This is a genomic window from Paenibacillus sp. ISL-20, from assembly GCF_018613005.1.
Classification (GTDB): domain Bacteria; phylum Bacillota; class Bacilli; order Paenibacillales; family Paenibacillaceae; genus Paenibacillus_AQ.
In genome coordinates this window covers 58,493-72,722 of sequence record NZ_JAGGRD010000026.1, presented here as the reverse complement: position 1 = coordinate 72,722, position 14,230 = coordinate 58,493, and the positions used below count along the sequence as shown (strand labels likewise).

14 protein-coding genes are annotated in these 14,230 nt (G+C 46.4%); 13 read left to right on the top strand and 1 reads right to left on the bottom strand.

The window, feature by feature from the left end; genetic code table 11:
- Positions 1-151: 151 nt before the first annotated feature.
- A complete protein-coding gene (locus J7E85_RS16745) occupies positions 152-3,034 on the top strand; it encodes a DUF5704 domain-containing protein (protein WP_353049512.1) in 2,883 nt (960 codons plus the stop codon).
- Between the two features lie 56 nt (positions 3,035-3,090).
- Here J7E85_RS16745 and J7E85_RS16740 read toward each other — a convergent pair whose 3' ends face one another.
- Complete coding sequence (locus tag J7E85_RS16740; protein WP_215159641.1) at positions 3,091-4,194, bottom strand: YheC/YheD family endospore coat-associated protein; 1,104 nt, start codon at positions 4,192-4,194, stop codon at positions 3,091-3,093.
- A gap of 289 nt (positions 4,195-4,483) precedes the next feature.
- On the opposite strand from J7E85_RS16740, the gene J7E85_RS16735 reads away from it, so the two are divergent.
- From J7E85_RS16735 to J7E85_RS16680, 12 genes are all read left to right on the top strand, one after another.
- Positions 4,484-5,629 carry a glycosyltransferase family 4 protein gene (locus J7E85_RS16735; protein WP_215159639.1) on the top strand — a complete coding sequence of 382 codons (1,146 nt, stop codon included), beginning with the start codon at positions 4,484-4,486 and terminating at the stop codon, positions 5,627-5,629.
- A 72-nt stretch (positions 5,630-5,701) separates the two neighbouring features.
- Positions 5,702-6,283 carry a WIAG-tail domain gene (locus J7E85_RS16730; RefSeq protein ID WP_215159637.1) on the top strand — a complete coding sequence of 194 codons (582 nt, stop codon included), beginning with the start codon at positions 5,702-5,704 and terminating at the stop codon, positions 6,281-6,283.
- A gap of 354 nt (positions 6,284-6,637) precedes the next feature.
- Positions 6,638-7,342 (top strand): glycosyltransferase family 2 protein, encoded by a 705-nt coding sequence (locus tag J7E85_RS16725; protein WP_215159635.1) that lies wholly within the window; start codon positions 6,638-6,640, stop codon positions 7,340-7,342.
- 84 nt (positions 7,343-7,426) lie between these two features.
- Positions 7,427-7,768 carry a nucleoside-diphosphate sugar epimerase gene (locus J7E85_RS16720; protein WP_083659676.1) on the top strand — a complete coding sequence of 114 codons (342 nt, stop codon included), beginning with the start codon at positions 7,427-7,429 and terminating at the stop codon, positions 7,766-7,768.
- A gap of 35 nt (positions 7,769-7,803) precedes the next feature.
- The gene (locus J7E85_RS16715; protein ID WP_215159633.1) at positions 7,804-8,118 is read left to right on the top strand and encodes an alpha-helical endospore appendage domain-containing protein; all 315 of its coding nucleotides are present in this window, start codon (positions 7,804-7,806) and stop codon (positions 8,116-8,118) included.
- Positions 8,115-8,417, top strand: a complete 303-nt coding sequence (locus tag J7E85_RS16710; protein ID WP_215159631.1) for a hypothetical protein — start codon at positions 8,115-8,117, stop codon at positions 8,415-8,417. Before J7E85_RS16715 ends, J7E85_RS16710 begins: the two co-directional genes overlap by 4 nt.
- Before the next feature lie 20 nt (positions 8,418-8,437).
- Positions 8,438-8,731 (top strand): hypothetical protein, encoded by a 294-nt coding sequence (locus tag J7E85_RS16705; protein ID WP_215159628.1) that lies wholly within the window; start codon positions 8,438-8,440, stop codon positions 8,729-8,731.
- Between the two features lie 194 nt (positions 8,732-8,925).
- On the top strand, positions 8,926-10,011 hold the full coding sequence (locus tag J7E85_RS16700) for a phosphotransferase (protein WP_215159626.1): 1,086 nt from the start codon (positions 8,926-8,928) through the stop codon (positions 10,009-10,011).
- Between the two features lie 303 nt (positions 10,012-10,314).
- Complete coding sequence (locus J7E85_RS16695) at positions 10,315-11,496, top strand: phosphotransferase (protein ID WP_215159625.1); 1,182 nt, start codon at positions 10,315-10,317, stop codon at positions 11,494-11,496.
- Positions 11,497-11,576: 80 nt separating this feature from the next.
- Positions 11,577-13,289, top strand: a complete 1,713-nt coding sequence (locus tag J7E85_RS16690; RefSeq protein WP_215159623.1) for an HAD-IIIC family phosphatase — start codon at positions 11,577-11,579, stop codon at positions 13,287-13,289.
- The gene (locus J7E85_RS16685; protein ID WP_215159621.1) at positions 13,286-13,519 is read left to right on the top strand and encodes an acyl carrier protein; all 234 of its coding nucleotides are present in this window, start codon (positions 13,286-13,288) and stop codon (positions 13,517-13,519) included. The genes J7E85_RS16690 and J7E85_RS16685 overlap by 4 nt, the downstream gene beginning before the upstream one ends.
- Entirely contained in the window at positions 13,516-14,100 is a 585-nt protein-coding gene (locus tag J7E85_RS16680) for a GNAT family N-acetyltransferase (RefSeq protein ID WP_215159619.1), read from the top strand. The genes J7E85_RS16685 and J7E85_RS16680 overlap by 4 nt, the downstream gene beginning before the upstream one ends.
- The last annotated feature ends 130 nt before the right edge of the window (positions 14,101-14,230 follow it).

The following is a 14,230-nucleotide window of genomic DNA, read 5'->3' as shown; positions in this document are numbered from 1 at the left end:
TGGAGCTATATCCAATGAAGTTTCAGCTTCCAATACGCGAATTGACTTTACAACTGAGATTCCTGACGTTCATGGTACAACTGGAAGAACAGATCCAAGTACTGTTGGTGGAGAAGTTGCAAAAGTAGAAAATAATAATAGCGACCTAGATGTGATAATTATTAACTTCTCCCAGACATTCAATAACGACACCTACAATCGATACTGGGCAAATCCTGGTGCGAAGCAAGTTTGGTACTTCTCGAAGTTTTTCGTCGACTTTGATTCTTACACTTACATGTACAAAGACAAACTCCTTCGAGCCACCTTTGCAGATGGAACATCAGGCTTAGAAATCACAGGCGCGACGTGCGTGCCACCGTCGGGTACCATTCAGCTCACAGCGAAATTAACGAAGGTGGATGGAAGTACATACAATCTGCAAAGACACGACAAGTTGACCTGGCGAAGCTCGGATAGCAGTGTCATGACTATCAATGCCTCAGGTGTAGTGACAGCCGTAGCAACGACGGGGCAAGCGACGATTACGGCTCATTTTAAAGATGCAGCCCAGGCACTGGATGAAACCGACGATACCTCGATTCAGGTTGGGACAGGCTCGTCTTGTGGGAATACTGGTGGAGGAGATCCGGGAGGACCAGGTGGCCCACCCAACACATGCGGAATCCAAATCGGTGCTGCGAGAAAGGGAATTGTTTCATCGCATACGGTTATGGACCCTGTGGCAACGGGCGTAATTAAGGCGGACAATCGAGACGCTGAAAAGTTTGATGTTCTGGACGGGATACCGACTTCGGAATCCTTATACGTCAATGTTTTCGGACTCAATTATCTGTACAAGAACCAATGGGCGAACATGTTGGGGGACATCACCTACACCGTCCCCGTCAAAAAGACGTACATTCTCACCTGGACGATACCGGGTGAACCAAGCTCGGGTCCGGATGATCCCGGCACGCCAGATGAACCCATGGAAGAAGAGGTTCAGGTAGAAGAACAAGTTACGATAACGAGGCCGTATTCCTACTGGCAAATCGATAATCTGGAGGTTTATAAGTTAGCCAAAACAACCGTTAGCAATTATGCATTGGGTGGTACAGTGAGCCTTACTCCAACCGGTTACACCCCTCCTGTCCTTACATCCGATCATAGCGCGAATGTTGACGATCATGTGGAGCCTGCATCATGCGAAGAAGTGGATTTAGGGACGGAAACCGTTTCAGGCGGTTCGAGCAGGCCAGCAGTACCGACAACGAATTTTACATCCGTAGCGGAGTCGGCTGTAGGTCAAAACCAAGTGAAAAACGATAGAGTCCTGTTTAACGGATCTACCGTAATGAGTGACAGCTGGGCGCAAGGGACGGCATCAACACCAGGGATCATTCCTCCGGCTGCGACGATTCAAAGAGACGTCCTATACGGCAGAAACTATCTCATTAGCAATACGTTATTGAATAAAGCGAATACGACGAGCACAGGGACGATTAAATATGATCTCATACCCGGCAACATTAATGGCGGGTCTAATCAATCATTTTCGGTCAATGCCATTAACACCGTCACCGTCCATACGCCGGTAGTCAATTATTCGTCGGTGACGGATGATCAGGCCCACAACCAGAAGACGACCCCGAACCCAAACCGGTCTGCATTCATCTTGGATCGGCCGTTTACGGTACGTATTCCTACCTCGGGTCAGCATCGGAATATCCAGGGATACGGAGATCGAGACTATGCGAAATATGTAAGATCGAAGCAGGTCTATTTTCCGTTCGATGTCTACAGCAGCGACAGGAGCACCTTTTATCCCAAAGACACCTGGATCACAATCCCGACGGCTCAGCTGGACACGGAGTTTTTCCTGCCGGTATGGGTGGATGAGGGTGATTATCAGGTATACTTCCGTACGATTGCGGAGAACGCTCCTTCCGACTTTACGACACAGCCCAGCGCGAACCTGGATTTGGCTCACCATGTGGCTACGGATATTGAACCGGTTGAAGTGATCGGGCGCGTATATGATTTCCATATCACGGATATTGCCGATTATAACTGGGAGACGGTCTTCCGCAAACAAAAAGGGAATGCCGCATCAACCGGCGCATCCTATTGGACAGGACTTCGCGATATTGACGGCGGTGCACGCGGGAACTTACTGCCGTACACACTTCCCATCGCACCGGGCAAGCATCCGGCACAGGGATATAAGAATGCAGCCGTAAAGACAGGCTACCATTTCAAATTCGATTTGAAGACGAAGGGCAATATGTTTGGTGCACAAGACGGCATTTCAATTACACCGAGTTTTTACTTCGTTAATCAAGACGGCAGCGGACGGCAGCCCGTTGATCTGTATTACCACAGCGGAAATCGGAAGTTCATTCGGATCGGTTCCCCGCAGGACACGGAGAAGCGTTATGTCATTCTGAATGAAAGGCTGCGCAATGTTCCGCAAGACGAGCTGCAGGATACCGCATCGTATTTGTACAACCGCGGCGGAGCCCCGGCGGGGATGTCCCCGGCCGCCTATATGAAGCAGTACTTGGAGAAGATCAGCAAGAGTAAAACCTGGGTAGGGCGACTCGACTGGATGCTGCTGCCATTCGAAATGCGCACACTGATCGGCCCGAAGTCAGGATTGCCTGCCTCCGTTGATACGGAGCGGGCCAACGCGGCTGTACAGCGCTGGTATGGTGAATACAGTCTTCCTGCCGACGTATACGTGGTGAAGAAAGGGACCGACCTGGCCGCTTATGGACGGACTAACCGACTGGACGAGAAATCACCGATTTTTTTAAAAAAAGGGTATATCGTGGTCAATTTCAATATTGAGACGATCCGGGAGGGCAATACGACCAAACCCCATCTGCAATACATTCATGGCCCACTCATGAATCAATGGCAGCTTGAAGGGTACAGCCGCACGTATAACGATCCGTATGGTAAGCGGTTTTCTCTGATGGACGGGGATCTTTTATTCTATCATGCCGATCAGTCCAGTAAAGGGGATTTTAAGTCCCAGGTACCTCATTAAAATCGTGAAAAACCAGCTTCTCCCTGATCTTTAGGGAGAAGCTGGTTTTTTGCAATTCAATAATGCGGCCAGACACCGTTATCATAGAGATAACGGGCAAAGGCCATTGGATTGTGGTATGAGCATTTCCATGCATCAGCCATACCAGCCTCCAAAAAACCATAACGTTGATCGCAGCCATTGCATTCAATGAAATAGAGCTTTCCATCCTCTGTAATGCCAATATCCATTCCAAAATCAGCGGCAAACGGAATAAACAAGGACAGCGTCTTGGCGATGTGGAGGGAAAACTCAGCGATTCGTTCTATGGTTGGCCCGACAGGTACACCAGGCATACAGCGGGATAGTATGTCCGGTACCCGATAGGCTGAGCCGCCTTGAGCAATGTTGGAGACAAACGTTCGTGGGGCCGATGTTTTTGCAAACATGCCGGCGACCTCCCAGCGCCCGCTTCCCCCGCGCTGAACGGTAACTCTGATATCAAAGGGGCGGTCATCAAATTCGGCAAGCGGAATGCGCTGCTGTACAAGGAATGGAGCTTTCCTGATCCGCTGATAGATCAGGGGATGGAGCTTTCCGGGCGGCAGGGTAACCGTTCTCCACCCCTTGGCCGATGGTAATGAGCGGGAGTAAGTGAATTGACTGCGTAGGAAGTTACCTTTCAATCGCATAATACCAACCCCGATGCTTCCATTGCATGGCTTTAGAACGAGATCCCCGTGCTGACTAAGCATGGAGTGAATCGAGGCGGGGGTAGCTTTAACCGTATGAGGCAGGGATGGTGATATCCCCTGGTCCTGCTCCAGCATATGATGTATGACGTTTTTACCGTAACGCGTACGTCCATTATAAACAAATATCCCGCGGTTGATTAGCTGGTCAATCAGCGCCTGCTCATGTGTCTTATGAAAAATGGCTCTCATATGAACAACACGCGGGATGGGAACATGCACTCGGGAATATCCAGTTGGAGCCGGAATAAAACCAGTCACCTTTCCAGTCTCTAGTGAAATATGATGAATGGTAAAAAAACAAGGAACCAACCCGTTCACGGCAGCAGCTTCTTCATAGTTGGTCAGTGATTCAGTGCCGATTTCCCCGCTGGAAATTCTGCGATACGTATTGTTGTTGAGCAGAATGCCGACATATTCCAGATGCATGGTCATCCTCCTTGTTACCACAGATCATGTAGTCTTTGTACCACATCGTATGCATGCATACGATTGTCCCGGATGGACGGGTGTCGCCCGTGGTTGGCCTATTCTTTACTGGATAATAGTCACCAATAGACCCTGATCCGGTATATGTTAAGGTATCAGACCATACAAATGACAGGTATGCGTTTTTTTGAATAAGGCAACGAAATGCTACTGGTACAAGGGGATTGATGCCTTTGATATATCAGCTGGTGTTTTTCATATAGATAAGATGTGAGAAGGATGTGGAGTTATGGGTTTGCGGAAGGTGGCGGTTGTGACGCCGGGATCGTTTGTTATTCCATCGGGGAGGAGCAGCTCCGTCGAGCGGGTAGTGGAGCAGACCATTCCATTGGCACAGAGTACCATGGATGTGCGCATATTCGGAGTGCTGGGAAAAGGGCTCCCTTCAAAAGACACGATTAACGGCGTTCCGTGCTACCGCCTGCCATCTGGTACGAATTATTATCCTTCCTTGCTGCGGAGACTTCAGAAGTGGAGACCGGATATTATTGAAGTTCACAATCGGCCGCTGCTGGCCCAGCGCCTTAAAATGCATCTGCCGGATGTGAAAGTTGTACTTAATCTTCATTCCAATACATTTATTATGCCTCCATATATGAGCGAGCAGCGCTTTGGGAACATTGCCCGCTGGATGGACGGCATTGTAGTAAACAGCCGTTTTCTACTGGAGGATATTACTTCAAGACATCCTTGGCTTTTGGAGAAGATCACGATTAATCATCTTGGTGTTAGTCTTGATCATTTTACTCCGGCATTCAGCCCTGCTGCCAAGGCACTAAAAGAGGCAAAGCTTGCTCATTACGGATGGAGTGGACGTCGTATCATCTTGTTTGCGGGACGGCTTATTCCTGACAAAGGGGTTCACCATCTGATTGACGCACTGCCACATATTATTGACAAGCATCCAGATGTTCTATTGCTTATTATCGGAAGTGCGGCTTACGGATCTGATCGGGAAACCGCCTATGTCCGGGAACTGAAAAAAGCTGCCGGACCTTATTTGCATTGGGTATACTTTCGACCCTTTGTCCCTTATCCAGCGATTGCAGACTGGTACTCGCTTGCTGATATTGTGGCTGTCCCCTCAGCGCCGAGGGAGGCCTTTGGACTCGTAAATGTTGAAGCAATGGCAGCTGGGGTTCCTGTCATCGCTGCGAACGCAGGCGGTATCCCGGAGATCGTGGAGAACGGTGTGACGGGTTATCTGGTTCAAAGAGATGATTTTCCTGGCGGACTCGCTGAACGGATTAACGGATTGCTTCAAGACGAGAATCTGCGTACACAAATCGGAATGGCCGGTCGTGAAACGGTACGTCAACGTTTCAGGTGGGATCATACGGCAGAACGATGGGCTAACCTGATGCAAACCATCTAACCGGCAGTGGCAGTAGCCCTATCTCTTGAATAGGATGAATGTAACGATTAGAAGCAGAGGAGAGAGCCGACAGTGAACAAAGCCAGAAGGATCACCAGGATAAGAAGGGGAAGGCCCTTTCGGCGGTACGATGGCTATTATAAGAAGATGGCCATCAGAGGAACTTCCGCCAACTGGTCAGATTTAGAGAAGGGTATGATGGATCACGCGTTGACCGATGATGTAATCGGTGCTTCCCATCTGCAGCATCGTAGTGTAAGAAGTGAGGCGATTGAGGATTATGCCATACACAGTATTCATTTGTCATCCGAATCCATCATATCTTCCAAACTAGCACTTGAGTCGGTTCAACCGAGTCATCTTTCATTTAATCCGGTTCATGGGATACCTGACATCCCTTTACTTCAGCAGTTTGGATCCATCCCCTTTACCTTTACTGATGAACATGAAACGATCGAGATTACAGTACCGCTTCAGACCTCTTATCAAGATGAACATTACGTAGTGGTGGCATCGTGCAGTGATCCAGTGTTTCAAGCTGGCATTCGAAAACGGCAGCATGAGGAGGTGGCCATCGGAATTACACGACCAGCAGGTACGACGATTTCAGAAGGCTGGTTGTACTGGATTTCAATAGGCCGGATGGAAACATAAGGGAGTAGAAGGATGGGGGAAGCGAGATTCCACCCATCCTTTTTAGTAAGCAGGGAGGATCAAAAACGTAAACATGCTGAAGATGCCATCCCGGAGATTCAAGTGCCAATCATCCGCGGAAGTGATTTTTAAGGAGTTCCCCGTATTACTCTCAGTATTCGCGTAATGCTGCTCCAATCAAGTTGTATACATAATTACAGATTATGATGTGTCTAGAGGATAGAATGGTCCCTGCGGATGCCGTCACGGAGCGAGAAAGTCAACATACAATAGAAATGAATTGCCAAAAGATTATTCGGTCCTCACGCAGTGATGAGAAACGGGAGGCGGAATTTATATGAAGGACTTTTTACGATGAGGAGACGAGGCGCTCGCTTACGGACATCTTTATCGGCGACTCTTCCCAAAGCTGATCCGGTTGAAGGACGGAAGGATGGATTTATCGTTGGCTATTCTTATGGCGTTCAACACGGACAAAATAACGGAGATTGCTCATTTGACGGCATCAGCATCATTATCCCCATTCATGATCCAAATGAAGATGCCATTGGCAAGATCAGAAGAATCGAAGCCTTAACGCCGCATCCATATGAGCTGCTCATCGCTGATGCCGGATCCTCGGAAGGATCAAGGCAATATGTACGCGGCCGTATCGGAGCGGTACGACACATTGTCGGGAGAAGTGATCAAGGCATAGGGGTTGTTCTTAATAAGGCACTTCGTGCTGCACACGGGAAGAAGTTAGTTATTCTATATGGCTGTACACCTGTTATGGATAACTGGATTGGCGGTCTGACGGATGAGTTGGAACATGCCCCCGCTATCAAAACGGTTTGTGTGAGTTTTGCACAGTCAGGAACCCCCATACTGCCTAGGGATGAAGTGGATACTCATAATCGGTTAAATGCGTGCTGTGCTCTGTTCCGCCCGGAGCTGTTATCGGATGTTGGAGGACTAGATGAAGGGAGTCCATCATTACAGGAAAGCATAAGCGAATGGTTAGGACGTGTTCCACAGCAATATAGAACGATGCTGCAGGCTAAGGATCTATTCACCTGATTCGAAAGACGGCATTATTCATGGCACCAGAAAGCTTGTCGAAGCATATGTTGAAAAATATGATGAGCGAAGGAGAGTTATGTCGTGGAGAAAAAAATTGATGATATGGTCGAACACCTTTCGCACTCCCAGCGGCAGTTAGCGCGCATTCTAGAAGCTCAACGTCATGCAGCAGTCCGCATGGCTCAAATTATACATTCATTACCCAATCATGAAATCCAAACCTCCGAAGAACCAAATTCACGAGAAGGACCATCGTTAGGGGGACAATTATTAGGAAGCCGATCGTCAGGATCCCAGGTGGAACAAGTCAATAGCAGCATTACTGCTTATTTGAATGCCATGGCCGACCTACAACAAACATCGGCAGACAGTTTGGAAATCGTAATGAAAGAACTTAAAGCGACCGAGCAAGGTGAAGAATAATGGGATCCGACTTCGTTGGTTAAGGGGGAATGTATGTGAGTAAAGAGGAATCGTTCATGCGGATTCTCGATGCATCCGTTACTATTCAATATAATACCTATCTCATTCTTCAAGGGAAAGCGGTAGAAGCCGAAAAGGTTTGTCGATGGGTCTTGACTCAATATCCTCGTTCCAAGGGAGAGTTGAAGGATTCGCTATCCATTCACGAGCAAATTGTTGAGCAAATCGAGGGTTTGACGAAAATAGGCTCCGGTCTGTGCCGAAATCTGCGAATTATTCTCGGAACGGAAGCTGAACAAGATGACACCATGGGATTTGATTCATTCGATTTCGGAGACACGGACTCATGATCGCGCGCATACAGCGGGAACATGAGGCTAAGATTGCTATGGTATCATCCATTGCTAGAAGTCAGCAAGCGCTGGCAAGTATTTTGGAAAGTATCGCAGAGGTTACGGCACATTCGGAAACAACCGCGCGCACGCTCGCGGAGAATATTCGGCTGCTTGTCGGCTATCAATCCGTGATGACTGAAATGTTGACAGGCATTCCGTTAAATCGGTACAAAGTAGGCAGTCCGGCATCGCCCTGGATAACATCCGAGTGCCAACTATCTTACAATGAGGCCGGGTTAGAAGCTACGAATTGAACCTTGCAGGAGGATTCGGCATGAACACGGCATTATCCGTTAGGAATCATCGTAAGACATCACAAATGGCACGGAAGAAGTCATTCGCAAAGAGGCTGCGTAGCCTGAAGTCATCAGGCAGTAAACGCCGTCATGGCAAGAAAGGCAAGCGCCATCGTGCCGGTGACCGTTACAGCTCCAGGCCTGGGGTCGGCAGATCCCGGCCTTTATCTCAAGTCCATGACCATGGGTATGATCATTCCTACATGGAAGACTTTAAAGCTGGATTTGCGAAAGGTTATGAGGATGGCAGACAGGCGGATGCCTCTCCATAACGACTCTGGTGGCATTCTATGTAACTTGAGCTGAAGAACGCTCCATCTTATATAGAATCAAAATTATTGAACAATCTACCGTGGCCAATTGGAGAACGAGCACAGCACACCTCCGTTTGTTAGGCAAATGAATGGATGCACATCTCTATGTTCGACATACAATGGTTTAAAAGCGAAAAATGGAGTGAGGACTAATGAGTCCAACCAGCAGAATAGACAAGCGATTCATTCGAAAAACATGGCGTAAGATGGAGTTTTCCAAATCATTCAAGTTCTTTAGCACCGAAGTGAGATTAGATCATCAAACCATGGAATGTTTAAAAGACTCATACAAAAGCAGTATATGGAAACTTGAAATCAAACATGAAAAAAAGTGCATTCCCATCATTCTTAAAATTTCGAAACCGCTCGAAAAAGACCGGCCGGAAAGCACGGTTGAGAAAAATATATACCGTAAAGGAAAAAAAGTACTTCAGCCGTTCATGCCACTAGTTTATAAAACCAAAAGAAATGTAAACGGACGCGATTTGTGGGTATTCATGGAATACATTGAACCTCTTAGAGGACGGGTGCAGTATAATCCGGATCACTTTGACAAAATCATTCCCACGTTAGCGAAGCTTCACTCCTCTACGATGAATGAACGCTTTAAACAACATGAGCGATTATTCGGTGATTGGCTGCCTCAATTTAGCTCTAATGTTATGAGAGAAGAAAGAAAAAGCATAAATAAGTTAACCTTGTATTATTTAGATGAAGCGATGAAAAACAACAATTTAAAAGAAATGATAAATCCATATTACTCACTCGTGAAGGAACTGCTGCAGAGAGGGCCAGATTATTTCCCGGAGGTAGTTGATGAAGGCTGCAGCATTATCCACGGAGATCTTCACACTGCAAACATAGCGGCCTACAATGTTAAGGAGAAATCGTGGAAAATCAAGTTTATTGATTGGGAAGGCGCAAAATATGCTCCGTGCTGGTTTGATCTCGTCAATTTGATCGGGGTTTTCTTGGCATACCGCCGAGAGTGGGAAGATCAGGAGGAGGTTATAACCCGCCGTTGTGTTCAGCTATATTCGAATGAGATGAGAAGGCATGGAGTTATCTTTAAAACCGATCCATTCAAACTGTATCAGATGGCATTCCTAAAACGAATACTTGAGAAGGGGCTGTATCTGCAGCTGAATTGGGCTGTTACCGGTAAAAAAGAGGCGAAGCTACTGCCGGTGTATTTAGAAAAAATCAAAGTTTTAGGAAAAAAATTGGAGCTTTATTAGTACTTATTCGATTCAATGGATATTAAGTTGAGTACTACTCGGATAACCCGCGTGTTCAGCGGGTTGTTTTGCATTGTTTGAAGAATGGAAGTACCCTAAGCCCATGGACAATGTGTATCTTAGAATCAGTTAGCAGATAGGCGAATCTACCAATTAGCAGCAGAAATTTTCGGCTAATCTTAATCCAATTATTCGCAGAATGTAAAATCATGTGTGCGGAATGTTAAATCGCGTTTTTTTAATGTCATGTCGGAGGTCCTCCACATAGGATATAGAAGGAATACGGAGTGGAGGAACGCGGATATGACAAAAATGGGTAATTCGGGAGGATTCGAGCAAGGTCGTACGGATGGATTTAGAAAGGGAAGAGAAGATGGATATAATAAAGGGCTTGAGGATGCTCAAGCCTTATTGGTAAACCCGCCTCTTAACGATATAAGTCTGAAGTGGCGAGAGCTTCGATGTGCTGATCAGATTGCAAGCCATTTTGGATCTTCTGTTGTTTTAAACGACAGGAATATGGAATGTTTGAAAGAAACATTCAAGAGTGCAATTTGGAAACTCGAAATTACGGCAAACGGACAAAAATATCCGATTATTTTAAAGATATTCAAAGCACCCGTGAACGAACAGAAATTAATCGAGTTAAACATGTACCGAAAAGCAATCAGTATTTTACCGGATCTGATACCTACCATATATTTGATCGTGGAAGGTATGAATGGTGAGGATGTATGGGTATTCATGGAGTTCGTCCCTCAAGTTAAGGGTCAGGTTATCTTTACACCCGATTATTTCGACCGGATTATCCCTTCGTTGGCGAAACTTCACGCACTAACTTATAACGACAATTTTTATAATCATTGGGAAACATTCGAGGAATGGCTTCCGCTTTACGATTCCGAAACCACAACGCTAGAACGCCAGAAGAATCATCAAAAAACGTTGGAATATCTGGATAAGGCCATGGAACGTCCTGAATTAAAGCAGAGATTGGAGTCTACCTATGCTAATGTCCGTACCATGTTACAAAAGGGACCTATTTATTTTCCCGAACTCCTGCAGGCCGGTAAAAGTATCATTCACAATGATCTGCAAACTCCGAATATGGGCTGCCACAATGTAGCTGAAGAGAACTGGAATATTAAATTTATCGATTGGGAAGGCGCACGTTTCTCACCATGCTGGTTCGATATGTTTAATTTAATGGGCGTGTTTTTTGCATACCGCAAGGATTGGAGAGGCGACGAAAATGCCGTGATTGAACGCTGTGCGCCTTTATATGCCGCAGAAATGCTCAAATATGGAATCCGGTTCGATACAGACCCGGTTACGTTATACAAAATGGCTTATTTGCAGCGCGTTTTGGAACGCAGCTTGTTCCAGCAGCTACTTTGGGGTGTGGATGATCTGAAGTCGGTTTATTTATTGGATCATTATTTAGAGAGAATCAATGTGTGGGGCAAGGAGCTCGGGTTATATTAATGCCAATGACTTAGCGGGATAGGATCTGGGTGGCATGAATGGCCAGGTCAATGCTCTGAAAACAGGAGGGAGGTATAGGAATGAATCATGTGTTAACCTATCTAGATTTAGCGGATTCTCTGCTGTGCTCCCTTCCCTCCAGGGCTCGGATTGCAGGAAGCCCGAAGCTCCCATGCAATCGAACCATCCGAATACGAGTCGACAGAACGATGCCCTTTGAGTTTGTTGCCAATTTGATGTCTCCTTTTTGCGGATTATGGGAGGCTGATGTCTGTTTTGATTACTCTGATTATGATAGCGCTCTGTCCGGTATTGGCGGGGAAACTCAGGCGGATGTATATATCATCTGGTTAGATTGGCGGATCTACGCCCGCTCTATGAGTGCACAGGAAGCTGCTCATTGGCTGAATGAACGGATCGATAAACTCCGTATGGTAACGGATAAACCGATCTGGGTAAATAACTGGCCGGAGTCCCTGGAAGACGCAAATAGGGTGCTCAGCTTCCGTGCAAGTGATCGTGGATGGTTCCGAAAGTTAAATTCGTATTTGTTGGAGTCCGTTGAGAACAACACAGGATGTGTTCTGATCGATTTATCCCAATTGGCCCATGAAGGTACCGAATCCTTCTATGATTATCGGAACGAGGAAATCAGCAACTACCCATTTTCCAATCAGGCAACGACGATCATATCCCGTCACCTTGGCGTACATCTCTTACCTGCTTCCTGTGTTCCGAGACTTAAAGCGATTGCCCTTGATCTTGATGATACGCTTTATCACGGGGTATTAGGTGAGGAAGGGGCTGAAGGGGTAACGTTAACGGAAGGGCATCATCGGTTGCAAAGGCTGCTGCTCAAGCTTAAACAATCAGGGGTGCTGCTCACGTTGTGCAGCCGCAATGAAGAAGAAGATGTTAAGGCTCTGTTTGATACCCGGAGCGATTTTCCGCTGAGATGGGATGATTTTGCCGCTGTCTGTGCGAATTGGCAGACAAAAGCAGAAAATCTGAATCGGTTGGCTCAAATATTGAATATCGACCCGTCCGCTTTCTTGTTTGTGGATGACAATCCGGCAGAATTGGTGAAGATGGCCGCTGTATTACCGGAGGTTCGTCTTCTGCGAGCAAAACGAAGCGGTGAAGAAACGATGTTCGGCGTATGTCATTTTCCCGGATTGTATCAACTTCACCAGGATACCATGGCTGTATCCAGAACAACCGATATTCAGGCCAATCAAACAAGGGAGAAGATAAGACAAACAGCATCCGACTATCATTCTTATTTAGACAGCTTGAACATGGTTATAACCATCTATGAGAATGAAGCTTCCCATGTCACGCGGCTGCATGAATTAAGTCATAAAACGAATCAGTTTAACCTGGCATTAAAGCGGATGACAGAAATTGAGGCGAATGACGTTATGAATGCCTCAAAATATATAACGATTACGATTCGCCTCTCGGATATACTGTCAGACAGTGGAATTATCGGCGCTTTTATATGCCGGTTGGATGGTGAGCAAGCGCATTTAATCGAAACGCTTTTTAGCTGCAGGGCGCTTGGCCGTGAGATTGAAACGGTAGCCTTTGCCTGGATCTTGGAGAAATTAATAGATCGAGGAGTGCAGCGTATCCATATCGAAATGGCTCAGGGGCCGCGAAATGCTCCCGCCTTGGACTGGATAAAGCGTTTTGTTATGGGCTCGCCTGAACAACTGTCGCTTAAAGATCTCTATGCACGTGTAAAAGCAGCTTGCGGAAGTCATCCTGCTAGAGTGGAGGTAAATCGATGACTACAGAATTACGCAAACAAATCGGGTCGATCTTATCCGAGGTATTAAACACTGCATTACCGCCTCATGATAATCCAAAGCGGGAAGAGCTGGCGAATTGGGATTCTTTAAAACATATGGAACTCATTCTTCGTCTTGAAGAGCAATTTGATGTTCGCTTCTCCATTAGGGAAGTAGCGGGAATTCAAAGCTTGGATGACATCGCCAAGATCATTGAGGCGAAGTCGTGAAGCACAACATCAAAGTTGAACGCTTCGGGATTCGATTAAGACCCATTACGATGGACGACGCTGATTTTATTTTCAAACTAAGAAGATCCCCTGATTTATCCAGGTATATTGGAGAAATCGACTCTCGTTATTCTACTCATGAATCATGGTTGAAACAATATTTTCACAGAGAAGGCGACTATTACTTCTGCATTGAGCTTCTCTCGGGCATACCTATCGGAACCATAGCGATCTATGATATTGATGGTCAAGCCGGGAATTGGGGTAGATGGATTATTTCCGATTCGATCCCTGCCGCTCCTGCCAGCGTATGGCTTATTTTTCACGTTGCGTTTGATATTCTGGGTTTGTCCAGTGTGTTCTCCAACACGGTTATTGATAATGCGAGTGTCGTTTCTTTTCATGATAACTGCGGTTTGCCCCGGACCGGAATTGAACGTAATGGCCTTACCATTAGAGGCGTTTCCTATGATATGGTTATTCATACGGCTACGAAGGAGAACTGGCCTATGATTCAACAAAGATTAGAGAAGCCTGCAATTTTGGCGGAGCGTCTGCTGAGGGAGAATCCGGAAGAATAATTAACATACATTACGGAATGAAAGAAAATATGACTTGTTTACTGACGACAGCGAAACAACTCGCTGTCTTTTCTGTATATATCAAACGAAAAGAATGACATGGGTAATATGTCTGGTGAATTCGCCGTTT

What these genes read in the sequence shown, in the direction of transcription:
- J7E85_RS16725 (WP_215159635.1), top strand. Translation starts at nt 6,638, where the DNA reads ATGAGGAGACGAGGCGCTCGCTTACGGACATCTTTATCGGCGACTCTT.
- J7E85_RS16735 (WP_215159639.1), top strand. Translation starts at nt 4,484, where the DNA reads ATGGGTTTGCGGAAGGTGGCGGTTGTGACGCCGGGATCGTTTGTTATT.
- J7E85_RS16705 (WP_215159628.1), top strand. Translation starts at nt 8,438, where the DNA reads ATGAACACGGCATTATCCGTTAGGAATCATCGTAAGACATCACAAATG.
- J7E85_RS16690 (WP_215159623.1), top strand. Translation starts at nt 11,577, where the DNA reads ATGAATCATGTGTTAACCTATCTAGATTTAGCGGATTCTCTGCTGTGC.
- J7E85_RS16740 (WP_215159641.1), bottom strand. Translation starts at nt 4,194, where the DNA reads ATGCATCTGGAATATGTCGGCATTCTGCTCAACAACAATACGTATCGC.
- J7E85_RS16695 (WP_215159625.1), top strand. Translation starts at nt 10,315, where the DNA reads ATGACAAAAATGGGTAATTCGGGAGGATTCGAGCAAGGTCGTACGGAT.
- J7E85_RS16700 (WP_215159626.1), top strand. Translation starts at nt 8,926, where the DNA reads ATGAGTCCAACCAGCAGAATAGACAAGCGATTCATTCGAAAAACATGG.
- J7E85_RS16710 (WP_215159631.1), top strand. Translation starts at nt 8,115, where the DNA reads ATGATCGCGCGCATACAGCGGGAACATGAGGCTAAGATTGCTATGGTA.
- J7E85_RS16685 (WP_215159621.1), top strand. Translation starts at nt 13,286, where the DNA reads ATGACTACAGAATTACGCAAACAAATCGGGTCGATCTTATCCGAGGTA.